This is a genomic window from Burkholderia reimsis, from assembly GCF_003294055.1.
Lineage (GTDB): Bacteria > Pseudomonadota > Gammaproteobacteria > Burkholderiales > Burkholderiaceae > Burkholderia > Burkholderia cepacia.
In genome coordinates, this window is the sequence record NZ_QMFZ01000003.1 from 209706 (window position 1) to 235059 (window position 25354).

24 protein-coding genes and 1 riboswitch are annotated in these 25354 nt (G+C 68.0%); of the genes, 9 read left to right on the plus strand and 15 right to left on the minus strand.

Annotated elements, in window-relative coordinates; all coding sequences use genetic code 11:
* Positions 1-54 precede the first annotated feature (54 nt).
* From DPV79_RS05790 to thiC, 5 genes are all read right to left on the minus strand, one after another.
* On the minus strand, positions 55-1335 hold the full coding sequence (locus DPV79_RS05790) for a sensor domain-containing phosphodiesterase (RefSeq protein ID WP_021162066.1): 1281 nt from the start codon (positions 1333-1335) through the stop codon (positions 55-57).
* 460 nt (positions 1336-1795) lie between these two features.
* The gene (locus DPV79_RS05795) at positions 1796-2722 is read right to left on the minus strand and encodes a DMT family transporter (protein ID WP_021162065.1); all 927 of its coding nucleotides are present in this window, start codon (positions 2720-2722) and stop codon (positions 1796-1798) included.
* Between the two features lie 142 nt (positions 2723-2864).
* Positions 2865-3104: a hypothetical protein gene (locus tag DPV79_RS05800; RefSeq protein ID WP_021162064.1), complete on the minus strand. Its 240-nt coding sequence runs from the start codon at positions 3102-3104 to the stop codon at positions 2865-2867.
* Between the two features lie 196 nt (positions 3105-3300).
* The gene (locus DPV79_RS05805; RefSeq protein ID WP_021162063.1) at positions 3301-3513 is read right to left on the minus strand and encodes a glycine zipper 2TM domain-containing protein; all 213 of its coding nucleotides are present in this window, start codon (positions 3511-3513) and stop codon (positions 3301-3303) included.
* 249 nt (positions 3514-3762) lie between these two features.
* Complete coding sequence (thiC, locus tag DPV79_RS05810; protein WP_048024440.1) at positions 3763-5694, minus strand: phosphomethylpyrimidine synthase ThiC; 1932 nt, start codon at positions 5692-5694, stop codon at positions 3763-3765.
* 124 nt (positions 5695-5818) lie between these two features.
* A riboswitch (TPP riboswitch) is annotated at positions 5819-5935 on the minus strand.
* Between the two features lie 269 nt (positions 5936-6204).
* On the opposite strand from thiC, the gene DPV79_RS05815 reads away from it, so the two are divergent.
* The 3 genes from DPV79_RS05815 (at position 6205) to DPV79_RS05825 (ending at position 8032) form a co-directional block, all read left to right on the plus strand.
* Positions 6205-6489, plus strand: coding sequence for a pentapeptide MXKDX repeat protein (locus tag DPV79_RS05815; protein WP_113044993.1), 285 nt, complete (start codon positions 6205-6207; stop codon positions 6487-6489).
* A gap of 92 nt (positions 6490-6581) precedes the next feature.
* Entirely contained in the window at positions 6582-7214 is a 633-nt protein-coding gene (locus DPV79_RS05820; RefSeq protein ID WP_027787939.1) for a cytochrome b/b6 domain-containing protein, read from the plus strand.
* A 29-nt stretch (positions 7215-7243) separates the two neighbouring features.
* Positions 7244-8032: a molybdopterin-dependent oxidoreductase gene (locus DPV79_RS05825; RefSeq protein ID WP_021162060.1), complete on the plus strand. Its 789-nt coding sequence runs from the start codon at positions 7244-7246 to the stop codon at positions 8030-8032.
* 40 nt (positions 8033-8072) lie between these two features.
* Here DPV79_RS05825 and DPV79_RS05830 read toward each other — a convergent pair whose 3' ends face one another.
* Both DPV79_RS05830 and DPV79_RS05835 read right to left on the minus strand, forming a co-directional pair.
* Entirely contained in the window at positions 8073-8354 is a 282-nt protein-coding gene (locus tag DPV79_RS05830; protein WP_059486657.1) for a helix-turn-helix domain-containing protein, read from the minus strand.
* Positions 8351-8704, minus strand: a complete 354-nt coding sequence (locus DPV79_RS05835; protein ID WP_042976757.1) for a type II toxin-antitoxin system RelE/ParE family toxin — start codon at positions 8702-8704, stop codon at positions 8351-8353. Before DPV79_RS05835 ends, DPV79_RS05830 begins: the two co-directional genes overlap by 4 nt.
* Positions 8705-9209: 505 nt before the next feature.
* Between DPV79_RS05835 and DPV79_RS05845 the strand changes: the two genes are divergently transcribed.
* Positions 9210-10358, plus strand: a complete 1149-nt coding sequence (locus tag DPV79_RS05845) for an EamA family transporter (protein ID WP_113045051.1) — start codon at positions 9210-9212, stop codon at positions 10356-10358.
* Between the two features lie 21 nt (positions 10359-10379).
* Here DPV79_RS05845 and DPV79_RS05850 read toward each other — a convergent pair whose 3' ends face one another.
* The 7 genes from DPV79_RS05850 to DPV79_RS05880 all read right to left on the minus strand — a co-directional run bounded on the left by DPV79_RS05850 (position 10380) and on the right by DPV79_RS05880 (position 17688).
* Positions 10380-11579, minus strand: coding sequence for an MFS transporter (locus DPV79_RS05850; protein ID WP_048024444.1), 1200 nt, complete (start codon positions 11577-11579; stop codon positions 10380-10382).
* A 282-nt stretch (positions 11580-11861) separates the two neighbouring features.
* Complete coding sequence (locus DPV79_RS05855; RefSeq protein WP_113044994.1) at positions 11862-12686, minus strand: phosphodiesterase; 825 nt, start codon at positions 12684-12686, stop codon at positions 11862-11864.
* 87 nt (positions 12687-12773) lie between these two features.
* Positions 12774-13805, minus strand: coding sequence for an ABC transporter ATP-binding protein (locus DPV79_RS05860; RefSeq protein WP_113044995.1), 1032 nt, complete (start codon positions 13803-13805; stop codon positions 12774-12776).
* Positions 13806-13818: 13 nt separating this feature from the next.
* Positions 13819-14721: an ABC transporter permease gene (locus tag DPV79_RS05865; protein WP_060126225.1), complete on the minus strand. Its 903-nt coding sequence runs from the start codon at positions 14719-14721 to the stop codon at positions 13819-13821.
* 10 nt (positions 14722-14731) lie between these two features.
* The gene (locus DPV79_RS05870) at positions 14732-15556 is read right to left on the minus strand and encodes an ABC transporter permease (protein WP_060357387.1); all 825 of its coding nucleotides are present in this window, start codon (positions 15554-15556) and stop codon (positions 14732-14734) included.
* Between the two features lie 17 nt (positions 15557-15573).
* On the minus strand, positions 15574-16602 hold the full coding sequence (locus DPV79_RS05875; protein WP_021159576.1) for an ABC transporter substrate-binding protein: 1029 nt from the start codon (positions 16600-16602) through the stop codon (positions 15574-15576).
* A 60-nt stretch (positions 16603-16662) separates the two neighbouring features.
* A complete protein-coding gene (locus DPV79_RS05880) occupies positions 16663-17688 on the minus strand; it encodes a LacI family DNA-binding transcriptional regulator (RefSeq protein ID WP_021159575.1) in 1026 nt (341 codons plus the stop codon).
* 952 nt (positions 17689-18640) lie between these two features.
* Between DPV79_RS05880 and DPV79_RS05895 the strand changes: the two genes are divergently transcribed.
* The 5 genes from DPV79_RS05895 (at position 18641) to lpdA (ending at position 24685) form a co-directional block, all read left to right on the plus strand.
* The gene (locus DPV79_RS05895; RefSeq protein WP_042975097.1) at positions 18641-19267 is read left to right on the plus strand and encodes a flavin reductase family protein; all 627 of its coding nucleotides are present in this window, start codon (positions 18641-18643) and stop codon (positions 19265-19267) included.
* A 406-nt stretch (positions 19268-19673) separates the two neighbouring features.
* A complete protein-coding gene (locus DPV79_RS05900) occupies positions 19674-20906 on the plus strand; it encodes a 3-methyl-2-oxobutanoate dehydrogenase (2-methylpropanoyl-transferring) subunit alpha (RefSeq protein WP_042975095.1) in 1233 nt (410 codons plus the stop codon).
* Between the two features lie 2 nt (positions 20907-20908).
* Positions 20909-21949, plus strand: coding sequence for an alpha-ketoacid dehydrogenase subunit beta (locus DPV79_RS05905; protein ID WP_034195800.1), 1041 nt, complete (start codon positions 20909-20911; stop codon positions 21947-21949).
* A 1-nt stretch (position 21950) separates the two neighbouring features.
* Positions 21951-23288: a dihydrolipoamide acetyltransferase family protein gene (locus DPV79_RS05910; RefSeq protein WP_060230963.1), complete on the plus strand. Its 1338-nt coding sequence runs from the start codon at positions 21951-21953 to the stop codon at positions 23286-23288.
* A 5-nt stretch (positions 23289-23293) separates the two neighbouring features.
* Positions 23294-24685, plus strand: coding sequence for a dihydrolipoyl dehydrogenase (lpdA, locus tag DPV79_RS05915; RefSeq protein ID WP_113044997.1), 1392 nt, complete (start codon positions 23294-23296; stop codon positions 24683-24685).
* 96 nt (positions 24686-24781) lie between these two features.
* On the opposite strand, the gene DPV79_RS43605 is transcribed toward lpdA, so the two are convergent.
* The gene (locus DPV79_RS43605; protein ID WP_279636543.1) at positions 24782-24910 is read right to left on the minus strand and encodes a hypothetical protein; all 129 of its coding nucleotides are present in this window, start codon (positions 24908-24910) and stop codon (positions 24782-24784) included.
* Positions 24911-25354 lie beyond the last annotated feature (444 nt).

Sequence of the window (25354 nt, forward strand, 5' to 3'; positions counted from 1 at the left end):
TGGCCGGGCGGACGAACCGCGGGTGCGGCACCCGGGCGCTCGCACCCGCGCCGGTTACCGCATCACGGTGCCGGCGCTGTCGAGTACGAAGTCGACGCAGAACACGACGAGCCGGCTCTGCGCGCGGATCGCGACGGCGGCCGTATAGCAGTCGCGGCCTTCCGTCAGCGAGAAGTGCGGGCCCATCAGCGCGACGCGTCCGGGCGCGGCGATCGCGCGCTGGAAATACGGGCGCCGCGACCAGTTGCTGTGGGTCTCCGGAAAGAGCGGTGCGAGGCGGGTGACGCCGGCCTGGCCATCGTCGGCGGGCGCGCCGATCGACGGCAGGAACTGCTCGCCGGTTTCGTCGGTGACGAACACGCGGCGGGCGGCCGGCACCGTGAACACGCGTTGCGCGGCGTCCTGCAGGTTGCCGCTCGCGGAAAACGCGGCCGCGCCGGTCAGCACCAGCCGCTCGATCGCGTCGAAGCCCGGCTGCTCGGCGACGACCGGCGTGTGCCGGCGGGCGATGAAGCGCTGCCACGCGGCGTCGAGCATCGCGGGTGCTGCCGCGCTGGCGTGGGCGATCGATGCGTCGGGCTGGCCGAACTGGAAACCCTGCACGAAATCGATGTCGGCTTCCATCAGTGCCTGCAGCGAATCGTCGTTCTCGACGCCCTCGGCGAGCACCATCGCGCCGGCCTGATGCAGCATCGACACGAGGTGATGCATGATGCGGCGATCGTCGGCCGAACCGGTCGCGCGTTCGACGAGCGAGCGATCGAGCTTGACGATGTCCGGGCGCGCGCGCCACACGCGGTCGAAGTTCGAGAATCCGGTGCCGAAATCGTCGATCGCGATCAGGAAGTCGCGATGCTGGATCATGTCGATCGTGCGGGCGAGCGCGGCTTCGTCGCGCGACGGCTGTTCGACGACCTCCAGCACGATGCGGTTCGGCGGCAGCGCGAAATGCCGGCACAGCGCCTCGACGAATTCGCGCTGCACGAGGCCCGAGTCGAGCACGCGCGGCGTGACGTTCAGGAACAGCCAGCCGTCGCCGATGCCCTGCGCGACGAAGTTGGCCGTATGCAGGCAGCGCGCGAGCCGGTCGAGCAGCAGCGCGTCGGCGTCGGCGCGCGTCTTGTCGAACAGCGCGGCGGGCGAGATCAGTGCGCCGTTCGCGTCGACGACACGCAGCAGCGCCTCGTAACCGACGACCCGCTTGTGCGTGATCGACAGCACGGGCTGGAACACGCTGCGCAGCGTCGTGGTGCGATAGGTGGCGACCCAGCCGCCAGGCGTCGGCGTGAGACGGTCGAGCAGGGAGTCGAGCGAGAGGTCGCGGGCGGGCTTCATGTCAACGGAGCCCGGGGGCGAGCGGCGGGGCGGTAGCGCGCCGCCGCGCTGAAGCGGTCGCACGCGCCGGCGGACGCGAGAGGACGTGAGACATCGAGGCCGCCTTCTGCGGGTAAGTGTTCGGAGTGTAACGGGAACGGGGCCGCTCGCGTATCAGGGAAACTCCAGACGCACGCGGGTATGCGGCTGCGGCCGACGCGGCCCGCATGCGTGCCGCGCATCACCGCCGCGACGCGAAGGGCGCCGCCGCACATGACGACCCGGCGGTTTGGCGAGCATGGTGAGCGCGATGAGGCGACGCGGGAAATCCCGGCGGCCGGCAGGGCCGCGAGCGCATGTCGCCGTCAGACGAATGCCGGCGGTGCTGCGGCACCCTCCATGGCGACGCGGAGAACAGCCGGCACCCGGTCGGAGCGCATCACGGCCCGACCGATGGCGATACGTGCACCCGAATGAATCGTCAGGTCGCTTCGCCGCTGCGCGGCCGGATCCCGGGAATCCGCTTGATCACGCCGGTCGCGAGCGCGGTGCCGACGAGCACGATCGCGCAGCCTTCGATCATCACGGCCGACACGTGTTCGCCGAGGAACAGCGCGCCCCACAGCAGGCCGAACACCGGAATCACGAACGTCACGGTGATGGCGCGGGCGGGGCCGACATGCGCGATCAGGTAGAAGAAGATGAAATACGCGATGCCCGTGCAGGCGACGCCGAGCGCGAGCACCGAGCCCCACGCGTGCGCGCTGACCGGCGCGGCCGGCCAGGTGGCGATCGCGAACGGCAGCAGCAGGACGGTCGAGCCGATCATGCTGCCGGTCGCGTTGACGAGCGGATCGACGCCGGTCAGCTTGCGCTTCGTGTAATTGGCCGCGATACCGTATAGCAGCGTCGCGCCGAGCGCCGCGACGGCGGCGAGCGCGGTCGCCGCGGCGCCCGTTTCGCCATGCGCATTCGCGATCTGGTTCCACACGAGCGTGAGCACGCCGGCGAACCCGATCACGAGGCCGAGCGCACGCGGCAGCGACAGCTTGTCCTTCAGCCACAGGTAGGCCACGAGCGCGCCCCAGAGCGGCGTCGTCGCGTTGATCACCGACGTCACGCCGGCCGACAGCGTCAGCTCCGCGAACGCGAACAGGCAGAACGGGATGCCCGAGTTCAGTGCGCCGACGACGAACAACGGCCACGCGTGACGGCGCAGCCGGGTGCCGAGGTCGGCGGGTTTGAAGCGCGTCAGCGCGAAGCCCGCGAGAAACAGCGCGCCGATACCGACCCGCAACGCCATCAGCGGCGCCACGCCGAGATCGACGACGCCGATCCGGATAAACAGGAACGACGCACCCCACAGGGCGGCGAGCACGGTCAGCAGAAGGGCGTTCTTGGGCGACATCGAGTGTGAGGGGCGGGGAAAGGATGCGGAGAATCTTACACCCCGTTACCAGCCCGTCGTTTCACGTTTCGATGAAATGACAAGAAACGGGAATGTCCCCGTTGCTGGCACGGGATAGCCGCGTGCCGGCGGTCGAGCCCGGTCAGTGATGGCGCCAGCCGCCGCGTCCGCCGAAGCCGAAATTGAGTGATACCGCCGGTCCCCAATAGCCGCCCCATGCGGGCGCATAGGCAGGTGCCGGATAGTAATAGGCGGGGCCCGGATCGACATAGACCGGGGCCGGTGCAGCCGTGTAATAACCGCCGGGATAATAGCCGTACGGGTAGTAGCAGCCGGCGAGCGTCACGCAGGCGAGCGCCGCGGCGACGAGGGTCCTGTTCATGATGTCTCTCCGGCGGAGCCGGCAATCGGCAGATGCTTAAGCTTAGGCCGCGCGCCGATGACACGGTGTGCAAAACGGTAACGGATCATTTCCGCACGGGCTGCCGGCCACGTTGCGGCGCCGCATGCGAAAACGGCGCTTCCGCACCGCGAAAACGCCGTCTGGCCGACTGTCGCGGCGCGCTGCGCCGCCTCTTTTACTTGCCGACCTGGTTGCCGATGATGCCGCCGGCCGCTGCGCCGCCGAGCGTCGACAGCGCGCTGCCGCCGATCGCCGCGCCGGCGACGCCGCCGACACCCGCACCGATTGCCGTATCGCGCTGGCGTCGTGACATCGAATCGCAGGCCGACAGGCTGGCCACCGTCGCGACGAGCAGAGCGCATACCCCAAAACGCCGAATCGAATTCATGATCGTTGTCCTTGTGGTAGTGAACGGAGGTCGCGCGACCGGCTGGCGACCGCGCATGACCCCAATCTACGCGCCGTCCCGTGGCGCTGCTGTAAGGACTTGTTAAGGCTCGGGCGGTTTCGTAATCATTTGTTTCCCTCGTGCCGGCAGGCACGCGGTGTGCACACGCGCAAAAAAGCCCGCTCGAAAGCGGGCTTGCGCAGCGCCTGAGCGCGAGACGCAGCGGTCCGGGCGGACCGCCGCGCGTGCTTATTGACGGTGATAGATCTCGGCGCCGGTCTTGACGAACTCGACCGCCTTGACTTCCATCCCCTTCTTCAGCGCTTCGGTTTCCGACACACCCTGCTGCGCCGCGAACTCGCGCACGTCCTGCGTGATCTTCATCGAGCAGAAGTGCGGGCCGCACATCGAGCAGAAGTGCGCGACCTTCGCCGAATCCTTCGGCAGCGTTTCGTCGTGGAATTCGCGCGCCTTGTCCGGATCGAGACCGATGTTGAACTGGTCTTCCCAACGGAACTCGAAGCGCGCCTTCGACAGCGCGTTGTCGCGCACCTGCGCACCCGGGTGGCCCTTCGCCAGGTCGGCGGCGTGAGCGGCGAGCTTGTACGTGATGATGCCTTCCTTCACGTCGTCCTTGTTCGGCAGGCCGAGGTGTTCCTTCGGCGTCACGTAGCACAGCATCGCGGTGCCGAACCAGCCGATCATCGCGGCGCCGATGCCGGACGTGATGTGGTCGTAGCCCGGCGCGATGTCGGTGGTCAGCGGCCCGAGCGTGTAGAACGGCGCTTCCTTGCACCAGTCGAGCTGGAGATCCATGTTCTCCTTGATCAGCTGCATCGGCACGTGGCCGGGGCCTTCGATCATCACCTGCACGTCGTGCTTCCACGCGATCTGCGTGAGTTCGCCGAGCGTCTTCAGCTCGCCGAGCTGCGCTTCGTCGTTCGCGTCGTAGATCGAGCCGGGGCGCAGGCCGTCGCCGAGCGAGAAGCTCACGTCGTACGCCTTCATGATCTCGCAGATCTCTTCGAAGTGTTCGTACAGGAAGCTTTCCTTGTGATGCGCGAGGCACCACTTCGCCATGATCGAGCCGCCGCGCGACACGATGCCCGTCATCCGGTTCGCGGTGAGCGGCACGTACTGCAGGCGCACGCCCGCGTGGATCGTGAAGTAGTCGACGCCTTGTTCGGCCTGCTCGATCAGCGTGTCGCGGAAGATTTCCCAGGTCAGGTCCTCGGCCTTGCCGTTGACCTTTTCCAGCGCCTGGTAGATCGGCACCGTGCCGATCGGCACCGGGCTGTTGCGGATGATCCACTCGCGCGTTTCATGGATGTGCTTGCCGGTCGACAGGTCCATCACCGTGTCGCCGCCCCAGCGGATCGCCCACGTCATCTTGTCGACTTCCTCGCCGATCGACGACGTGACGGCCGAGTTGCCGATGTTCGCGTTGATCTTCACGAGGAAGTTGCGGCCGATGATCATCGGCTCGGATTCCGGGTGGTTGATGTTCGCGGGGATGATCGCGCGGCCGCATGCCACTTCCGAGCGCACGAATTCCGGCGTGATCTCGGCCGGCGCGTTCGCGCCGAAGGCCGCCGCGCCGAACGCCTGGCCCGGGTGCTGGCGGCCCATCATCGCGGCGAGCTTCGCGCCGTTCGGGCCGCTCGCCTTCAGGCTCTCGAGGTACTCGGCGCGGCGCTGGTTCTCGCGGATCGCGATGTATTCCATTTCCGGCGTGATGATGCCCTGGCGCGCGTAGTGCATCTGCGTGACGTTCTTGCCGGCCTGTGCGCGGCGCGGGTTGCGGTGCAGGCCCGGGAACCGCAGGTCGGCGGTGGCCGGGTCGGCCGCGCGCTCGAGGCCGTACTGGCTCGACAGGCCGCCGAGCACTTCGGTGTCGCCGCGTGCCTCGATCCAGCCCTGGCGCAGCGCGGCCAGGCCCGCGCGGATGTCGATCTTCGCGTCCGGATCGGTATAGGGGCCCGACGTGTCGTACACGTAGATCGGCGGATTCTTTTCGCCGCCGAAGCCGGTCGGCGTATCGGCCTGCGTGATTTCACGCATCGGCACGCGGATGTCGGGCTGCGAGCCGGTTACATAAACCTTGCGCGAATTGGGCAGCGGGGCGACAGCGGCGGCGTCGACGTGTGCGTCGGCGGACAGAAACTTCGGATTGGCGTTCATGCAATCTCCTGTATGAGCGCCGGACAGGCGCTTCGGCGCTTGCCCGGAGCCCTTGACGAATGTGGGGCTCGAGCTAAGCAGGAGACGAGGCTTGGTGAGGCGGCGGATTTCGTCAGAAGGATGGCGGCGAAATCCGTACGCTTCCCTGCGCTGGCATTATCCAGATCAGGTTCAAAGGGTATTTCTCACCCGCAATGCCGGTTGTTTGACCGCGCGCATTGCAGGACCCCCGCGTTAGCAGCGCACACGATACACTGGCTTCGCGGCGGTTTCAACCGGGAGAGGATCGGCTGCCCCGGTGCGGCCGCAGCATGGCGGGCGGTGCGATGGCCCGTCGAAATGGCAGCGCGCGTCGCCGCCGCATGGCCCCACGGCTTGGCCGGCCGGGGCGAAGCGGTGCAACATGGCGCGCTTTCGCGCAACTTCAAAAAAATTTTTCGCAGCGGCTGTCATTTCCCGCGACGTCGTCCGTCTATTCGGCTCCTTAAACCCATGTTTTGGAGAGATGTCATGAAAAAAGTACTGATCGCCGCTTGCGTCGCCGCTATCGCCACGATCGCCACGATCGCCACGGGCGCGTATGCGCAGAACGACGCGATGTCGCAGCCGGGTTCGTCGATGTCGAAGGACGCGATGGGCCACGACGCGATGGCCAAGGATGCAATGGGCCATGACGCGATGAAGAAGGACGGCATGAAAAAGCATGCGATGAAGAAAGACGCGATGAAGAAGGACGCGATGTCGCACGACGAGATGGGCAAGCCGTCGGGCGACAAGATGGCGCCGTCGAACTGACGGAAGCGGACGCGGCGCGGCCGGCGCGTGCGTCGCACGGCGGCCGCCCGCACCGCATCCTGTCTGGTCGACTCATTCCCGGAGTCTTCATCATGCAAACCGTTCCCGCTACCGGCCGCGCGACCGCTACGCCGCCCGCGCGCCCGATTCATCCGCTGTGGGTGCGCGCGAGCCACTGGCTCAATGCGCTCGCGGCGATCCTGATGGTGCTGTCCGGCTGGCGCATCTACGATGCGTCGCCGATCTATCCGCCGTTCGTGTTTCCGCACGGCATCACGCTGGGCGGCTGGCTCGGCGGCGCGCTGCAATGGCATTTCGCGGCAATGTGGCTGCTGGTCGGCAACGGGCTGTTCTACCTCGCGATGTCGATCGCGACAGGGCGCCTCGCACGCAAGATGCTGCCGGTCACGCCGGCGTCGATATGGCGCGACGTGCGTGCCGCGCTGGGCGGACGGCTGTCGCACGACGACCTGAGCGTCTACAACGCGGTGCAGCGTGCCGCTTACCTGACCGCGATCGTCGATCTCGTCGTGCTGGTGCTGTCGGGGCTCACGATCTGGAAATCCGTGCAATTCCCGCTGCTGCGCGAATTGTTCGGCGGCTACGACAACGCGCGTGTCGTGCACTTCTGGGCGATGTCGCTGCTCGTCGCATTCGTTGTCGTTCACGTCGCGATGGCGCTGCTGGTGCCGCGCTCGCTGCTCGCGATGCTGCGCGGTCGCTGACCCGCGAGCCGCGGGCGAAGGAAATCATCATGTCGGAATCCGAATACAAGCGCGACGGTTCGCGCTGGACGCTCGACCGGAAGTCGCTCGAGCTCGACGTGCGTCGCGAGCTCGAGATGCCGTCGCGGCGCCTCTTCAACCGGCGCATCCTGACGCTCGGCGGCCTGACGATGCTGACCGGCTGCACGTTGAAGGACGACGCGTCGGTCAACACGTTCCTCGAGACGGTGTCGCGCATGAACGACCGCGTGCAGGCTTGGCTGTTCAGCGGCGAACGGCTCGCACCGACCTACACCGAAGCCGACATCACGCGACCGTTCCCGTTCAACGCGTACTACGGGATCGACGACGTGCCGCACGTCGATGCGTCGACGTACCGGCTCGTGCTGTCCGGCCGCGTGACGGGCAAGCGCGTGTGGACGCTCGACGAACTGTATGCGCTGCCGCACGCGGAGCAGATCACGCGACATATCTGCGTGGAAGGGTGGAGCGCGATCGGCCGCTGGGGCGGCACGCCGTTCGGCGCGTTTCTCGCACGGGCCGGCGCCGATACACGGGCGAAGTACGTGGGCTTCAAGTGCGCGGACGATTACTACGAGAGCATCGACATGCCGACCGCGCTGCATCCGCAGACGCTGCTCGCGTTCGACTACGACGGCCGCCGGCTGCCGCCGGAATTCGGCTTCCCGATGAAGCTGCGGATGCCGACCAAGCTCGGCTACAAGAACCCGAAGCACATCATGGAAATCTTCGTGACCGATACGTATCCGGGCGGCTATTGGGTGGATCAGGGGTACAACTGGTTCGGCGGATCGTGAGCGATGCGTGGCATGCGGTGGCGGTGCGTGCCGCGATGCATCACGCGGATTCACGCACCTGGAGGTCGACGCGCAGGCCGACAGCCGCCGCCATGTTGACGAGCGCGTCGAGCCCGAACAGGTTGATCTTGCCGCGCAGCAGGTCGGAGACGCGCGGTTGCGTGACACCCAGCTGTTTCGCGGCCTGGGCCTGGCTGAGCTCGAGCTGCGCGATGCGCTGCTTGAGTGCGATCATCAGTTCGGAGCGCAGCTTCATGTTCTCGGCTTCGGCCGGCTGGCCCTCGATTGCGTCCCAGACGCTCGCGTAACGTTCGTTGGTCATCGTTTCCTCTCCATCATCAGCGCGCGATAGCGCCGGGCGGCCAGATCGATATCGGCCCTGGTCGTGCGCGCCGATTGCTTCCTGAAGCAGTGAAGCACGTAGACGGCGTCGGCGAAGGTCGCGACGTAAATGATCCGGAATGCACCGCTCGTTTCGCGCAGGCGAATTTCCCGCACGCCGACGCCGACGGTGCGCATCGGCTTCCAGTCGTCCGGCGCCAGGCCGCGTTGCACCTGGTCGATCTGGTGGCCGGCTTCGCGTCGCGCGGGCAGCGGAAAACCGCGAAGATCGGCGAGGGCGCTGCCGACGAAAACAACCGGCTTCGGCGGAAGAATGGTCGAATTATACAAAATTTTGTATGGGCGTGGCGGGTTTTGAAGGAAGGTCGCGCAGGGCATGCGGCGCGTGAGTCGACCGTCACGATAAGGGGGAAGCCGTGGCCGGTGTGCAGGACTGGCCGTTCGGCCGATGCCTGGCTCGCGCGCGGCGGATTGCCGTTGGCAGTGGGGGCGAGCCGGCACCGGCAGCGCATGCGCGCGGCGTATCCGGCCCCCGATTTCACCCGCCCGCCGGCCGTAAAATGTCGCGCGGAAACATCATTCGCGATCCTTTCAGACAGGTCCGATGATGCTTTCGAATCCTTGATGCCATAATGCCGAGCGTGCGCAGCCGAAGCGGTTGCGCGCATTTTTTTTGTCCCTCTGCCGCCGCCTGCCGGTTCTCTTTCGTCGCCGTTCGCACTGCCATGTCGTTCCGCACGTTCGCTCTGCCTTCCCGGTCCCGCCAGGGCTGTTTGCCGGCATCGCCGGCGTCTTTCAGCGGAGCACGCGGCGCGACGTGCGGGCAGGCTGCGCGATGACGCCGCTCGACCGTCTCCTCGATTTCCTCGCCCGCTTCTCGTTCCGGATCCGCCTGCCGCAAAGCCGCGGCGGCCGCGTCGCGCTGGCGCTCGTGTTCATCTATTTCGTCTGGGGTTCGACCTACAGCGGCCTGCATTTCGCGCTGCAGTCGTTCCCGCCGCTGCTGCTGTCGGGGCTGCGCAACCTGCTCGGCGGGATCGGCCTGTTCATCTTCGCGCTGCGGCGCAAGCCCGAATGGCCGACGCTGCTCGAAATCCGCAATGCGGGGATCGTCGGCACGATGCTCGTCGCGCTGTCGTCCGGCACGATCGCGCTCGGGATCAGTTCGGTCAGCAGCGGTTCGGCCGCGGTGATGGTGGCCACGGTGCCGCTGTTCGCGACCGTGATCGCGGCGGTCGCCGGGCGGCCGGTCACGAAAGGCGAGTGGGCGGCCGTCGCGCTCGGGATGGTCGGCATCGTCGTGCTGAATTCGGGCGGCGCGGCCGCGCAGAATTCGGCGCTCGGCACGATCTGCGTGCTGGCCGGCGCACTGTTCTGGGCCGGCGGCGCGCATCTCGCGACGCGGCTCAAGCTTCCGTCCGACCTGTTCCTGTCGACGTCGCTGCAGATCGGCCTGGGCGGCATGATTTCGACGCTCGTCGCCTGGCTGATCGGCGAGCGCATCGAACACGTGATGGTGGGGCCCGTGTTCGCGTTCCTGTACCTGATGGTGTTCTGCACGATGGCCGCGTACGTTGCGTACGGCTACCTGATCCGCCACACGAGCCCGATCATCGCGAGCAGCTGCATGTACGTGAACCCGATCGTCGCGGTCGCGCTCGGTGCGCTGCTGCTGGGCGAGCCGGTGACGATGGCGACCGTGGTCGCGACCGTCGCGATCCTCGGCAGCGTCGGGTTGTCGTTCGTGTTCGATCCGGCGCGCCGGCCCGCGGCGCGCGCGGCAGCCACGTCGGCGGCGGAGGCTTCGTCCGCACCCGAGCAGATCGCGGTGCCGGATCCGGCACCGATCCTGGCGCCTTCCGCCGTTCCGCTGGCCGTGCCGACCCCGGCTGCCGTGATGGACCCCGCCGGGGTCGTGGATCCGGCGCCGGCGTTCGCGCCGCCGCCCGCCGCCGAGCCGGCAGCGCCCCGCAGCGACGCGTGACGCTGCCGTGGCCGGTCGCGTTCAGTCGCGCCGGCCGCCGCGATGGTGGAACCAGCCCGCCAGCGCGGTGAACGCCAGCCCGGTCGCGCACAAGCCGATCCAGCCGAACGCGTGCCATGCGGCCACACCGGCCGACGAGCCGAGCGCGCCGCCGATGAAATAGCACACCATGTACACCGTGTTCACGCGGCTGCGCGCCTCGGGCTTCAGCGCATAGATGCGCGACTGGTTCGAGATCTGCGCGGCCTGTACGCCGACGTCCAGCACGATCACGCCGATCACGAGCCCGACGAGGCTCGAGCCCGACAGCGCGAAGATCACGAACGACAGCGCGAGCAGCGCGATCGCGAGCGAGATGATCGCGCGCGGGCCGCGCTTGTCCGCGAAGCGGCCCGCGTAGGGCGCCGCGAGGGCGCCCGCCGCCCCGACGATCCCGAACAGGCCGGCCGCCTGCGGGCCGAGATGGAACGGCGCGCCGGCGAGCAGCAGCGTGAGCACGGGCCAGAACGCGCTGAATGCCGCGAACAGCGCGGCGCCCGTCAAGGACGCCTCGCGCAGCCCGCGCAGTTCGACCGCCAGATGCCACATCGAGCCGAGCAGCTTGCCGTACGACAGCGTTGAAGTCGGCGAGCTGCGCGGCAGCCGCAGCACGATCACGGCGGCGAGCGCGACGAGCGCCGCGACCGACGCGGCGAACACCGCGCGCCAGCCGAAATATTCGGCGACGAAACCGGCGGCGGTGCGCGCGAGCAGGATGCCGAGCAGCAGGCCGCTCATCACGGTGCCGACCGCGTGCCCGCGTTCGGCCGGCGGCGCGATCTCGGCGGCGAACGGCACGGCCTGCTGCGCGATCGTCGCGAGTACGCCGATCGCGAGGCTCGCGACGGCGAGCACGGCCAGCGACGGCGCGGCGGCCGCGACGATCAGCGCGACCGACAGGCCGGCGATCTGCATCAGGATCAGCCGGCGGCGGTCGAAGCGGTCGCCGAGCGGCGCGAGCAGGAACATGCCGGCCGCATAGCCGAGCTGCGTCGCGGTCGGCACCGCGCCGATCCACGAAGCGCCATCGGGAAACGCGGAGCGGAAGCTGTCGAGCAGCGGCTGGTTGTAATAGATGTTCGCGACGGATACGCCCGCGATCGTCGCGAGCAGCAACAGCAGGCTGCGCGAATAGTGGGGCGAGGCGGCGTCGGTCGGATGGTCGGTGGAGGCGGTGGACATGGCTGCGCGGACGGAGTGGGGCGGCGCGGCGCGCGGCGCACGCGTCGGGTGCGCAGGCGCGCGGGGCGCCGGTCAAGGCTGCCGATCATACCGGAGCGGCGTGAATCCTGCCGGGCGCGCGGCGGGGCGGCGGACCGGCGAAGCCGGCAGAGCCGGCAGAGTCGGCAGATCGGCAGATCGGCAAATCGGCAAATCGGCAAATCGGCAAATCGGCAAATCGGCAGGTCGGCAGGTCGGCAAACCGGCCGTCCGCCGCCTCGTCACCGCGCGCGCTTCACTCCGTCAATCGACCAGCTCGCCCGTCGGCTCGTAGAACGGATAAGGCCCGGCGCCTTCATCGACATACACGTGATGCGACGTCATCCCCGTATCGGGCGCATGACGGTGAACCGCGAACGCCGGCGGCTCGAGCCGGAATGCGGACGGCGCGTCGGTTCGCAGGTCGAAGGCGACCTGATGCGCGGGCGACGGCACCGCGGACGCGAGCGTGCCGCCGAAGCGCGTGAACATCGTGCGATGCACGTGGCCGCACAGCACGCGCTCGACGTTCGGATGAGCGCGCAGCAACGCGTCGAGTTTCGCGGCGGCGGCGGGCGCGAGGCGCAGCTTGTCCATGTGGCCGATTCCCGCCGCGAACGGTGGATGATGCAGCGCGACGATCACGGGCCGGTCGCGCGCGGCGTCGAGCTGCGCGGCGAGCCACGCGAGCCGTGCGTCGCACAGGTCGCCGTGGCTTGCGCCGGGCACCTGCGAATCGAGCGCGAGCACGCGCACCGCGCCGACGTCGAGCGCGTACTGCACGAATTCGCCATCCTGCAGCTCGGTGCGATCGGCAAACGCGCGGCGCAGCCCGGCGCGGTCGTCGTGATTGCCGATCATCAGGTAGTACGGAATCTCGAGCGCCGCGAGCAGCCCGCGCAGGTTGCCGTACTCTTCATCGTGGCCGAAGTCGGTGAGGTCGCCGGTGACGAGCACGGCGTCGGGGCGCGGCACGAGTGCGTTCAGTCTGTCGATGCAGCGCGCGAGCGCGGCCGCCGTGTCGACGCGCCGGTACGCGAGCTGGCCCGGACGCTTGATGTGGAGATCGCTGATTTGAGCAAGCAGCATCGTCGTTCCTCGGAATCGTCTGGTTGTTGTCGCGACGGCGTCGCGCGCCGCGGTGGGGGGCTGCATGAATGATGCCCGAACGATGGATTACGCGCCGAGCGCGATCAGGCCTTCCGGTGCGATCGCGAGGCCGACCGCCGTACCGCGTGCGAGCGCGATGCGGCCCGGCACGTCGATCACGAGCGCATCGGGGGCCGCGTGCTCGATCGTGAGCCGCGTGCGCTCGCCGAGGAACGCGCACGCGCTGACCGCGCCGCGCAGCGGCGCATGCGCGGGATCGGCGAGTTGCGCATCCTCGGGGCGGAAGAACCACTCGTCGGCCGCATGCGGCGTGACGATCGCGCCGCCCGTGGTCACCAGCGTTCCGTCGCGCCACTGCCCGGCGAGCCGGTTCAGCGTGCCGATGAACTGCGCGACCGTGCGGTTCGCCGGTTGGTAGTAGATGTCGCGCGGCGTGCCGATCTGCTCGATGCGGCCCGCGCCCATCACGACGATCCGGTCGCCGAGCTCCATCGCTTCGGCCTGGTCGTGCGTCACGTAGACCGTCGTCACGCCGAGCTCGCGCAGCAGCGCATTCATCTCGCGACGCAGCACGTCGCGCAGCTTCGCGTCGAGCGCGGTCAGCGGCTCGTCGAGCAGCAGCACGCGCGGTCGCACCGCCAGCGCGCGGGCCAGCGCGACGCGCTGCCGCTGGCCGCCCGACAACTGGTCGACCGGCTTGTCCGCATGCGCGTCGAGCCGCATCATCGCGAGCAGCTCGTCGACGCGCGTGCGCAGCGCGCGCGGCTCGGTCTTGCGGATCTTCAGCCCGTAGCCGACGTTGCCGCGCACCGTCAGGTTCGGAAACAGCGCGTAGTTCTGGAACACCATGCCGACCTGCCGGCGCTCGATCGGCAACGCGGTGACGTCGTCGTGGCCGAAGGCGATCGTGCCGCCGGCATCCGGCGTGTCGAGGCCCGCGATCAGGCGCAGCGTGGTCGTCTTGCCGCAGCCCGACGGCCCGAGCAGCACGAGCGTTTCGCCCGCGCCGATCGACAGGTCGAGCGGTTCGAGCACGCGCGTGCCGCGGAACGTCTTCGCACAGCGGGTCAGGGTGATGGGAGTGGAATCGAGTTTCATGTCTGCGAGAGATTCAGCGCGGGCGCTTCTTGAGCGCGCGTGAGCCGGATGGATCGACGCCGAGCCACTGCATCGCGACGAGCAGCGGCAGCGTCATCAGCAGGAACAGGATCGTGTACGCGCTGCCGACTTCGAGGCGCAGCGACGCATAGGTATCGGCGAGCCCGACCGGCAGCGTCTTGGTGTCGGGCGTGTGCAGCATCCACGTGAGGTTGAATTCGCCGATCGACAGCGTGAGCACCGCGAGCGCGCCCGCAACGATGCCGGGGCGCAGGTTCGGCAGCACGATCGTGACGAAGCGCGTGACGAACGATGCGCCGAGGCTGGCCGCACCTTCCTCGAGCGTGCGCAGGTCGGCACCGGCCGCGACGGCTGCCACCGCGCGCACCATGAACGGCAGCGTGAACACGACGTGGCCGGCGACGATGAACCACAGGCTCATCCGGAACGCGGTGAAGCCGCCGTAGACGACCAGCAGCGCGAGCGCCGACGCGAGGCCGGGCAGCGCGACGGGCAGCACCAGTGCCTCCTCGATCGCGCGTGCGACGCGGTGCTTGCTGCGCGCGAGCGCATAACCGGCCGGCACGCCGACGACGAGCACGATCGCGAGCGTCGCGAACGCGACGTAGAGCGACAGCGCGACCGAGCCGTGATACTGCTGCCACACTTGTTCCAGCCAGCGCAGCGTGAGGCCGCTCGACAGGCCGCGAAAGTAGTTGACGGTGAGGCCCGCGAGCACCGACATCACGACGGGCACGATCAGGAACGCGCACAGCAGCAGCGTGACGCCCCATTGCAGCGCGGCGATCATGCGCGCGCCGGTGACGCGCGGCGCGCGGCGGGCGACACCGTTCGCCTGCGCGGGAGCAGGTGCCGGCGAAGGCGACGGCGCGGAAGAGCCGGAAAGCGATTGCATGCGGAAATCCTCAGGCCGCGGCGGCGGCGGTGTGGCCGGTGAAGCGGCGCGCGAGCGCGAGCACGGCCCAGGTGACGATGCCGAGCACGATCGACAGGCCGGCCGCCGTCGCGATGTTCGCGTTCAGCGTGAACTCGGTGTAGATCGTCATCGGCAGCACGTTCAGGTCGGTGGCGAGCGTGAATGCGGTACCGAACGCGCCCATCGCGGTCGCGAAGCAGATCGCGCCCGCCGCGATCAGGCCCGGCGCGAGCGCCGGCAGCACGATGTCGACGAAGATGCGCCACGGCGACGCGCCGAGCGAACGCGCGGCTTCCTCGAGCGACGCGTCGAGCTTCGATGCGGCCGCGATCACGGTGACGATCACGCGCGGAATCGAGAAGTACAGGTAGCCGACGAACAGCCCGGCGACCGAGTACGCGAACACCCACTTGTCGCCGGTGAGCTTCGCGGACAGCATGCCGATCAGCCCCTGCCGGCCGGCGAGCATGATCACCATGAAGCCGACCACGACGCCCGGGAACGCGAGCGGGAACGTGAGCAGCGCGAGCAGCACGCGCTTGCCCGCGAATTCGCGGCGCGCGAGCAGGAGGCCCGAGACGGTCGACAGCGCGAGCGTCGCGAGCGTGACGCCCGCGGAGAGCGCGACGGTTTCGCCGAGGCTTTTCATGTAGCGTGCATTGCCGAGCAGGGCCGCGTAGTGCGGGAAGAATGCGCCGTCGGCGGACACCCGGACGAGCGCCGCCATCGGCAGCAGCCAGAACGCGGCGAACACCGCGAGCGCCGGCGCGACGAGCGCGACGCGCCAGCGCAGCGGGAAAGTCAGGTCGAGCATCGGTTGCGTCCTGGCGCTTACTGCATGACCTGCAGGTACTGCTGGCCGAATGCCTGCTGGCCGGCCGCCATCTTGCCGAAGTCGACCGATTTCGCGCGGGCGTATTCGCTCGCCGGCAGGAACTTCGACGCGACGTCGGCGCCGAGCGCTTGAGCGCGAACCGGACGCAGGTACGCGTTGGCCCACAGCTTCTGGCCTTCGTCGGACAGCACGAAGTCGAGCACCTTCCTGCCGTTCGCGTCGTGCGGTGCGCCCTTCACGAGACTCATCACGTACGGCACCGCGATCGTGCCTTCCTTCGGAATCACGAACTCGACGTTCGCGCTGTCCTTGTACTTCGCGCGATACGCATCGAAGTCGTAGTCGAGCAGGATCGGAATCTCGCCCGACAGCACGCGCGCATACGCGGTCTGCTTCGGCACGATCGGCGCGTTCGCCTTCAGCTTCCTGAACCAGTCGAGCGCCGGCTTGAAGTTGTCGAGGCTGCCGCCGAGCGCCTGGTTCACGGCGACCGCGCCCGCATAACCGACGAACGCGCTCGACGGGTCGAGATAACCGACCATGCCCTTGTATTCCGGCTTCAGCAGGTCGGCCCACGAGCGCGGCACCGGCTTGCCGTCGAGCGCGTCCTTGTTCACGAAGAAGCCGAGCGTGCCCGAGTGGATCGCGAACCAGTAGCCTTGCGGGTCCTTCAGGTTCGCGGGGATGTCGTTCCAGTGCGCGGGCTTGTACGGCGCGATCACGCCCTTGTCCTTCGCCTGGAACGCCGACGACACGCCGAGGTAGACGACGTCGGCCACCGGGCTCTTCTGCTCGGCGATCAGCTGCGCGATCGACTGGCCCGAGTTCTTGTTGTCGAACGGCACGCGGATGCCGGTCTTCTGCTTGATCGCGGCGATCTGCGCGGCCCAGTCGGCCCATTCGGGCGGGCAGTTGTAGCAGATCGCCGTTTCGTCGGCGTGGGCGGCGGGCGCGCCGGCGATAAGCGCGGCGCAGGCTACGGGAGCTGCAAGCGCGCGCAGCAGCGAGGTCAGGCGAAAGGACACGGTAGGTCTCCGGGCGAGGGTGAGGCGCTGGGGTGAGGCGATCAGGGGCGGTGTGCGCGTTCAGGCCTTGCGCAGTTGCAGGTCGGTGGCCGGCGGGGCGACGGTTGCGCCGTCGCGCACCACGTGCGGCAGGATCAGCGACGAGCGTTCGATTGCCGCGCCGCCGATGCATTCGACGAGACGTTGCCATGCATGGCGACCGATGTCGCGGTTCGGCGTCGCGACGCTCGCGAGCGGCGGCGCGAGCAATTCGCCGATCGCGATCCCGTCGAAGCCGAGCACCGACAGGTCGTCCGGGATCGAGAAGCCCGCGCGGCGCAGGCCGCGCATTACGACCATCGCGAGCAGGTCGTTGCTGCAGAAGAGGGCGGTCGGGCGCGTCGCGTGTGCGGTGAGATGCGCGAGCACCGCATCGGGCAGCTCGGGCGCGTTGAAGTCGACTTCGACCGGAGGCAGCGTGGCAACGCCGCTTTCCTCGAGTGCCTGCGCATAACCGAGATGGCGCTGGCGTGCGCGATCCGACGCGGCGAGCGAGCCGGCCAGCATCAGCACGCGGCGGTGACCGCGCGCGGTCAGCAGGCGCACGCCGTCATAGGCGGCGCTGCGGTTGTCGACCGACACCGACGGGCGGCGCTGCGTGTCGTTGTGCATCAGCACGTAGTGCGGGCCTTCGTGGTCGAGCATGTCGAGCAACGGGTGCGTGTCCGCGTCGGCGACGGTGAGGATCAGCCCTTCGACGCGCTGCTCGCGCAGCGTCTCGATCGCGTGACGCTCGCGCGCCGCATCGTATTCGGTCGTCATCAGGATCAGCTTGAAGCCGGCCGCGGTCGCGAGCTCGTCGATGCCTTGCAGGCAGTCGGCGAACACGGGGTTCGACAGCGTCGGCACGACGACGCCGACGAGCCGCGTGCGCTCGCCGCGCAGTTGCCGGCCGAGCGGGCTCGGGCGGAATTGCAGCGTGTCGATCGCGGTGCGGATGGTCTGCAGCGTGGCGGGGCTGACGGTATGCGGTGCGTTGATCGCGCGCGAGACGGTGGCGATCGAGAAGCCCGCGAGGGCAGCGACGTCCTTGATGGTCGAGGTCATGAAATAACGCGATGTAAACGTTTTCGGCCGGGAAATTATCGAAAACGTTTGTGACTTCGCGATGACGCAAGCGATGCCTGTTTCGCAAAGAGCGCGATACAAACATCTGACGGATGAGGCCGCCGGACGACGCGGATCCGATTGTATCGGGGATGTTGCGGCGCGGGAGAAAATCGTGGGCGGCGCTGTTCCGGCGTCGATTGCACAGGATGAATCCGTGCGGCGCCGGGAGATGTCGCCATGCGGCGGCGCAGAATAAGGGAACGCATGCGCAAGCAATGGTAGAATCGCGTCCGCCCTCTTGCCGGGGTGATGAAATTGGTAAACATAGCGGACTTAAAAGATTGAGTGCCCGGCCGGAAACGGTCGGTGCAGAACCCTTCAAATTCGGCGAAACCCCTGATGCGCGCATCGAGGCAACGCCGAGCCAAGCCTCGCGGCATCCGCGAGGAAGGTGTAGAGACTAGACGGGGGGCGCCTAAGGCGCACGGGCAGCAGGCACGCCCGCGCGCGACGGTGAAGGCATAGTCCAGCGCACGAACGGCATCGCGTCCGCGACGCCGGCTTTGAAAGAAGCAGTGTGACGAAAATCCGCCGCCTTAACTGGCTTGCCGGTTCGAGTCCGGTCCCCGGCACCACGATCGCTTTCAGCGCGATTCGATGAAGGGAAGAAAGCCCGCGAGAAGCCATATGCTCGCGGGTTTTTTGTTTTTGGTGCGTCCGGACGCGCGTGAGCGCGGAACGTTGCCGCTGTCGCGCTGCCTTCGTCCGGTCGTTCGATCCGCGCGACGGCGCCTTGCGGTTCATCTGCGTCCACCGGCCCTTCGAGGCAGCGAACGCGACGCCATGTGATACTGGCCGCGCACGTCGTACCGAACGCCGTTACCGTCATCGGCCCGCGTGATTCGCCGATGGAATCCAACGCAGTTTGCATGCCGCAAGACCGCCCGTCATGACCGATTCGACCCACCACTATTACGAACCGTCGCAAGGCCACGGCCTTGCACATGATCCCTTGAATGCGATCGTGGGCCCGCGCCCGATCGGCTGGATCTCGTCGCGCGGCAGCGACGGTACGGTCAACCTCGCGCCCTACAGCTTCTTCAACGCATTCAACTACCATCCGCCGATCATCGGCTTTTCGAGCGTCGCCGCCAAGGACAGCCTGCGCAACGTGCAGGAGACCGGCGAGTTCGTGTGGAACCTCGCCACGCGCGAGCTTGCCGAGCGGATGAACCAGACGTGTGCCGCGGTGCCGTATGAGGTAGACGAGTTCGAACTTGGCGGCCTGACCGCCGTGCCGTCGCGCCTGGTCGACGTGCCGCGCGTGGCGGAAAGCGGCGTCAACTTCGAATGCAAGGTGACCGACGTGGTTCGCCTGCGCGATCACCAGGGCGTGGAAACGCCGGCGTCGCTGGTGCTCGGCGAGGTCATCGCCGTTCATATCCGGCAGGATCTGCTGAAGGACGGCATCTTCGACACGTTCGGCGCCGGCATCATTCTGCGCGCGGGCGGCCCGTCGGCCTACGTGCACGTCAAGCCCGACAGCCGGTTCGACCTGTTTCGCCCCGACGCATGATCCGTCGCACGCCGCAACGATCGCCCAGGGCGCGCTGACGCGCCCGAACAGACGACAAGAGACCCCGCGGATATCCAGGATTCCGCGGGGTCTTTTGCTTCGTGTCGTCATGCAGCCCGGGTGCGCCGATCCGTCCGGCGTCGATGCCCCGGCACTGCGCACCGGGTACCGCACCGCCGCAAATGCGTCATGGGTTTACCCCGCCGGCAATGCAGATGGCCTGCCGACGCCCGTCATGGCAAATCTGCTCACCGCGATCGAGCGGCTTGGGCATCGACGTCCGTCGCCGCAGGGCATAAATTTTGAAGGTTGACGTGCTTATCCGCCCGTCAGCCCACGCGCAGGCCGGCAACCGGTCGCGCGTTCCCAAACAGCGTGAGACACAATCGAGCGTGGAGACGACACGATGAGCCTGTCAGAGCCATTGCGTCTGCATGTGCCGGAGCCCACCGGGCGCCCGGGCTGCAAGACGGATTTTTCCTATCTGCATCTATCGCCGGCCGGCGCAGTCCGCCGCCCGCCGATCGACGTAGCCGCGGCGGACACCGCCGATCTCGCCCGCAGCCTCGTGCGCGTGCTCGACGACAACGGCAAGGCCGTCGGCCCGTGGGCACCGGATCTCGACGATGCGCGGCTGATCGCCGGCCTGCGCGCGATGCTCAAGACCCGCATTTTCGACGCGCGCATGATGATCGCGCAGCGCCAGAAAAAAATCTCCTTCTACATGCTGAGCCTCGGCGAAGAGGCGATCGGCACCGCGCATGCGATGGCGCTGCGCGACGGCGACATGTGCTTCCCGACCTACCGCCAGCAGAGCATCCTGATCGCACGCGACGTGCCGCTCGAGCGCATGATCTGCCAGCTGATGTCGAACGAAGGCGACCCGCTCAAGGGCCGCCAGCTCCCCGTGATGTACTCGGATCGCGACGCGGGCTTTTTCTCCATTTCCGGCAACCTCGCGACGCAGTTCATCCAGGCGGTCGGCTGGGCGATGGCGTCGGCGATCAAGGGCGACACGAAGATCGCGTCCGCGTGGATCGGCGACGGCGCGACGGCCGAATCCGACTTCCACACCGCGCTCACGTTCGCGCACGTGTACCGCGCGCCGGTCGTGCTGAACGTCGTCAACAACCAGTGGGCGATCTCGACGTTCCAGGCGATCGCGGGCGGTGAGGGCACGACGTTCGCGGGGCGCGGCGTCGGCTGCGGGATCGCGTCGCTGAGGGTCGACGGCAACGACTTCCTCGCGATCTACGCGGCGTCGAGCTGGGCGGCCGAACGTGCGCGCCGCAACCTCGGCCCGACGCTGATCGAGTGGGTGACCTACCGTGCGGGCGCGCATTCGACGTCGGACGATCCGACCAAGTACCGGCCGAGCGACGACTGGTCCCATTTCCCGCTCGGCGACCCTGTCGAACGCTTCAAGCGTCACCTGATCGTCAAGGGCATCTGGTCGGACAGCGCACACGAAGCGTTGACGGCCGAGCTCGAGGCCGAGGTGATCGCCGCGCAGAAGGAAGCGGAAAAATTCGGCACGCTGGCCGACGACCGGATTCCGTCGCCGGCCTCGATGTTCGACGACGTCTACAAGGAGCTGCCCGCGCACCTGCGCCGTCAGCGCCAGGAACTGGGAGCATGATCATGGCGCAACACGAGACAGGCACGGCAACGCAGCCGATGACGATGATCCAGGCGCTGCGCTCGGCGATGGACGTGATGCTCGGGCGCGACAGCGACGTGGTCGTGTTCGGGCAGGACGTCGGTTATTTCGGCGGCGTGTTCCGCTGTACCGAAGGACTGCAGAACAAATACGGAAAGTCGCGCGTGTTCGATGCGCCGATCTCCGAAAGCGGGATCGTCGGCGCGGCGGTGGGGATGGGCGCATACGGGCTGCGCCCGGTGTGCGAGATCCAGTTCGCCGATTATTTCTACCCGGCATCCGACCAGATCGTGTCGGAAGGCGCGCGGCTGCGCTATCGCTCCGCCGGCCAGTTCACCGCACCGATGACGATCCGCATGCCCTGCGGCGGCGGCATCTACGGCGGCCAGACGCACAGCCAGAGCCCGGAGGCGATGTTCACGCAGGTGTGCGGGCTGCGCACGGTGATGCCGTCGAATCCGTACGACGCGAAAGGGCTGCTGATCGCGTCGATCGAGAACGACGATCCGGTGATCTTCCTCGAGCCGAAACGGCTGTACAACGGGCCGTTCGACGGCCATCACGACCGGCCCGTCACGTCGTGGCTCAAGCATCCGTCGAGCGCGGTGCCCGAGGGCTACTACACGGTGCCGCTCGATACGGCCGCCGTGGTGCGTCCCGGCAACGACGTGACGGTGCTGACCTACGGCACGACGGTGCACGTGTCGCTCGCCGCAGCCGAGGAGACGGGCATCGATGCGGAGGTGATCGACCTGCGCACGCTGTGGCCGCTCGACCTCGACACGGTCGTCGCGTCGGTGCGCAAGACCGGGCGCTGCGTCGTGGTGCACGAGGCGACGCGCACCTGCGGTTACGGGGCGGAACTGGTGTCGCTGGTCCAGGAACATTGCTTCTACCACCTCGAGGCGCCGGTCGAGCGCACGACGGGCTGGGACACGCCCTATCCGCATGCGCAGGAGTGGGCGTACTTTCCGGGCCCGGCCCGGGTCGGTGAAGCGTTGCGACGCGTGATGGAGGCGTGAGATGGGGATTCATGTCATCAAGATGCCGGATATCGGCGAAGGGATTGCCGAGGTCGAACTGGTGGCCTGGCACGTGGAAGTCGGGCAGACGATCAAGGAAGACCAGCCGCTCGCCGATGTGATGACCGACAAGGCGGCGGTCGAGATTCCGTCGCCGGTGACGGGCAAGGTGATCGAACTCGGCGGCCGGATCGGCGAGATGATGGCGGTCGGCAGCGAGCTGATCCGCCTCGAGGTCGAAGGCGCCGGCAACCTGAAGGCCGGCGCACCGGTGCGGGAATCAAAGGTAGAAACCGCACCGGTCGCGGCCGCGCCGTCGACGGCGGCGGCCGACGCGCCGGCAGAGTCGCCCGCCAGGCCGGCGACGAAGCACGCGCCTGCGGAGCCGCGTCAAGCGAAGCACGCCGAACGCAAGGAACACGTGGAGCCGCCGCGCGCGGCACTCGCGCCGGGTGAACGGCCGCTCGCGTCGCCGGCCGTGCGCCAGCGCGCATGGGACATGGGCATCGAGCTGCGTTATGTGCGCGGCACGGGGGAAGCCGGCCGGATCCTGCACGCGGATCTCGATGCGTATGCGGGCAGCGGTGGCGGTGCGGCGCGCGGCGCACGCGGATCGCGGGCGCACGGCTACGACGAACGCAACGACGAAACCGAGGTGCCGGTCATCGGCTTGCGGCGCGCGATCGCGCGCAAGATGCAGGAAGCGAAGCGCCGCATTCCGCATTTCAGCTACGTCGAGGAGATCGACGTCACCGAGCTCGAATCGTTGCGGACGGATCTGAACCGCCGCTACGGCGACACGCGCGGCAAGCTCACGCCGCTGCCGCTGCTGATCCGCGCGATGGTGATCGCGTTGCGCGACTTTCCGCAGATCAACGCGCGTTTCGACGACGAAGCGGGTGTCGTCACGCGCTACGGCGCGGTGCACATGGGCGTCGCGACGCAGACGGACAGCGGCCTCACGGTGCCGGTGCTGCGTCACGCGGAAGCGAAGGACGTGTGGTCGATTTCCGCCGAGATCGCGCGGCTCGCCGACGCGGTGCGCACGAACCGCGCGCAGCGCGACGAACTGAGCGGCTCGACGATCACGATTTCGAGCCTCGGCGCGCTCGGTGGCATCGTGTCGACGCCGGTCATCAATCATCCCGAGGTCGGCATCGTCGGCGTGAACCGGATCGTCGAGCGGCCGATGTTCCGCGACGGCGCGGTCGTCGCCCGCAAGATGATGAACCTGTCGTCGTCGTTCGACCATCGTGTCGTCGACGGCGCGGACGCGGCCGAATTCATCCAGGCGGTGCGCGCGGTGCTCGAGCGCCCGGCACTGCTGTTCGTGGAGTGAGCGCAATGAAGAACGAACACACCACGCTACTGGTGATCGGCGGCGGCCCGGGCGGCTACGTCGCCGCGATTCGCGCCGGCCAGCTCGGCATCCCGACCGTGCTCGTCGAGCGCGACCGTCTCGGCGGCACGTGCCTGAACATCGGCTGCATTCCGTCGAAGGCGCTGATCCACGTGGCCGACGCATTCGAACAGGCGCGCGGCCACGCGGGCGAGGGCGCACTCGGGATTCGTGTGAGCAAGCCCGAGATCGACATCGCAAAAAGCGTCGCATGGAAGGACGGCATCGTCGACCGGCTCACGCGCGGTGTCGGCGCGCTGCTCAAGAAGAACGGCGTGCGCGTGCTGCACGGCGACGCACAGGTGGTCGACGGCAAGACCGTCGACGTCGTCGCCGGCGGCCACACGACGCGGATCAGTTGCGAGCACCTGCTGCTCGCGACCGGTTCCGAACCGGTCGCGCTGCCGTCGATGCCGTTTGGCGGGCATGTCGTGTCGTCCACCGAGGCGCTGTCGCCCACGACCTTGCCGAAGCGGCTGGTCGTGGTCGGGGCCGGATACATCGGGCTCGAACTCGGGATCGTCTATCGCAAGCTCGGCGTCGACGTGAGCGTCGTCGAAGCGGCGGAGCGCGTGTTGCCCGCGTACGATGCCGAACTCGCGCGGCCGGTTGCCGATTCGCTCGCGCGGCTCGGCGTGCGGCTGCTGCTCGGCCACAAGGTGCTCGGCCTCGCGGAACAGGGCGCGGTGCGCGTGCAGGCCGCCGACGGCGCGGAGCAGACGCTGCCGGCCGATCGCGTGCTGGTTGCGGTCGGCCGCCGGCCGCGTGTCGACGGTTTCGGGCTCGAGTCGTTGCCGCTCGATCGCAACGGCCGCGCGCTGTGGATCGACGACGAATGCCGGACGTCGATTCGCAACGTCTGGGCGATCGGCGACGTGGCTGGCGAGCCGATGCTCGCGCATCGCGCGATGGCACAGGGCGAGATGGTGGCCGAGCTGATCGCCGGAAAGCGCCGCAAGTTCATGCCCGCGTCGATCCCGGCCGTGTGCTTCACCGATCCGGAGATCGTCACGGCCGGCTGGTCGCCGGACGACGCACGGGCGGCCGGTGTCGATTGCGTGAGCGCGTCGTTCCCGTTCGCGGCGAACGGGCGCGCGATGACGCTGCAGGCGACCGACGGCTTCGTGCGCGTCGTCGCGCGGCGCGACAACCACCTGATCGTCGGCTGGCAAGCGGTCGGGCGCGGCGTGTCGGAGCTGGCCGCGGCGTTCTCGCAGTCGCTGGAAATGGGCGCGCGGCTGGAGGACATCGGCGGCACGATCCATGCGCATCCGACGCTGGGTGAAGCACTGCAGGAGGCCGCGCTGCGCGCGCTCGGGCATGCGTTACACATCTGACGGGCGCAGGTGACACGAAGCCGCCGGTGCGCAACGCGTGCATCGGCGGCTTTTCGTTTGCTGCGCCGGATTCCGCGCCGGCGCTTGCGCCGTTCGTCATGACGGCGCGCGCAGGTCGACGTGGGGCGCCGTCACGTCGCGATGGAACGCATCGATCGCATCGATCATCTGCGGCAGCCCGGGCTGCTCGAGCGGATAGCGGCCCGCGTTCTCCGGCATCGTCACCTGGGCGGCTGTCGATCAAGGAAATCGCGCAGGAACCGGGATTCAGCGACATGTCGTCGTTCTCGCAGGCATACGAGCGCTGGACGGGGGTCGCGCCGAGCGTGTCGCGACAGGAGACGGCCGGTTTGTAGTGGACGCCGGCACCTTGTTCAAAAGACGGCGGAAAATGAACGCTTTCTTTTTCAGTGGTCGCGTCATTTGTCGTATCGATGTCGAATAAATATCGATACCGAGCGCTTTGATGCGATAAAAATTTCGAATGTGCGTGGAAATGAAGCGTCGGCGAACCGTGGCGGGAGGCGTGCCGCGTCAAGTCGGAGCGTTGCCATGAGCCCGGCCTGTAACTTTTCGAGATGTTGGGCGCTTGTCGGCGCCGAGTCGGCCGACGATCATGTGGGAAGCCGGAAACCGGGGCGTTCCCGCTCCGCCCACGCAGGCTCCACA

Bases quoted from the DNA above. Each gene is read 5' to 3' on its own strand.
- DPV79_RS05790 (WP_021162066.1), bottom strand. From the start codon at position 1,335: ATGAAGCCCGCCCGCGACCTCTCGCTCGACTCCCTGCTCGACCGTCTC.
- DPV79_RS05795 (WP_021162065.1), bottom strand. From the start codon at position 2,722: ATGTCGCCCAAGAACGCCCTTCTGCTGACCGTGCTCGCCGCCCTGTGG.
- DPV79_RS05800 (WP_021162064.1), bottom strand. From the start codon at position 3,104: ATGAACAGGACCCTCGTCGCCGCGGCGCTCGCCTGCGTGACGCTCGCC.
- DPV79_RS05805 (WP_021162063.1), bottom strand. From the start codon at position 3,513: ATGAATTCGATTCGGCGTTTTGGGGTATGCGCTCTGCTCGTCGCGACG.
- thiC (WP_048024440.1), bottom strand. From the start codon at position 5,694: ATGAACGCCAATCCGAAGTTTCTGTCCGCCGACGCACACGTCGACGCC.
- DPV79_RS05815 (WP_113044993.1), top strand. From the start codon at position 6,205: ATGAAAAAAGTACTGATCGCCGCTTGCGTCGCCGCTATCGCCACGATC.
- DPV79_RS05820 (WP_027787939.1), top strand. From the start codon at position 6,582: ATGCAAACCGTTCCCGCTACCGGCCGCGCGACCGCTACGCCGCCCGCG.
- DPV79_RS05825 (WP_021162060.1), top strand. From the start codon at position 7,244: ATGTCGGAATCCGAATACAAGCGCGACGGTTCGCGCTGGACGCTCGAC.
- DPV79_RS05830 (WP_059486657.1), bottom strand. From the start codon at position 8,354: ATGACCAACGAACGTTACGCGAGCGTCTGGGACGCAATCGAGGGCCAG.
- DPV79_RS05845 (WP_113045051.1), top strand. From the start codon at position 9,210: ATGACGCCGCTCGACCGTCTCCTCGATTTCCTCGCCCGCTTCTCGTTC.
- DPV79_RS05850 (WP_048024444.1), bottom strand. From the start codon at position 11,579: ATGTCCACCGCCTCCACCGACCATCCGACCGACGCCGCCTCGCCCCAC.
- DPV79_RS05855 (WP_113044994.1), bottom strand. From the start codon at position 12,686: ATGCTGCTTGCTCAAATCAGCGATCTCCACATCAAGCGTCCGGGCCAG.
- DPV79_RS05860 (WP_113044995.1), bottom strand. From the start codon at position 13,805: ATGAAACTCGATTCCACTCCCATCACCCTGACCCGCTGTGCGAAGACG.
- DPV79_RS05865 (WP_060126225.1), bottom strand. From the start codon at position 14,721: ATGCAATCGCTTTCCGGCTCTTCCGCGCCGTCGCCTTCGCCGGCACCT.
- DPV79_RS05870 (WP_060357387.1), bottom strand. From the start codon at position 15,556: ATGCTCGACCTGACTTTCCCGCTGCGCTGGCGCGTCGCGCTCGTCGCG.
- DPV79_RS05880 (WP_021159575.1), bottom strand. From the start codon at position 17,688: ATGACCTCGACCATCAAGGACGTCGCTGCCCTCGCGGGCTTCTCGATC.
- DPV79_RS05895 (WP_042975097.1), top strand. From the start codon at position 18,641: ATGACCGATTCGACCCACCACTATTACGAACCGTCGCAAGGCCACGGC.
- DPV79_RS05900 (WP_042975095.1), top strand. From the start codon at position 19,674: ATGAGCCTGTCAGAGCCATTGCGTCTGCATGTGCCGGAGCCCACCGGG.
- DPV79_RS05905 (WP_034195800.1), top strand. From the start codon at position 20,909: ATGGCGCAACACGAGACAGGCACGGCAACGCAGCCGATGACGATGATC.
- DPV79_RS05910 (WP_060230963.1), top strand. From the start codon at position 21,951: ATGGGGATTCATGTCATCAAGATGCCGGATATCGGCGAAGGGATTGCC.
- lpdA (WP_113044997.1), top strand. From the start codon at position 23,294: ATGAAGAACGAACACACCACGCTACTGGTGATCGGCGGCGGCCCGGGC.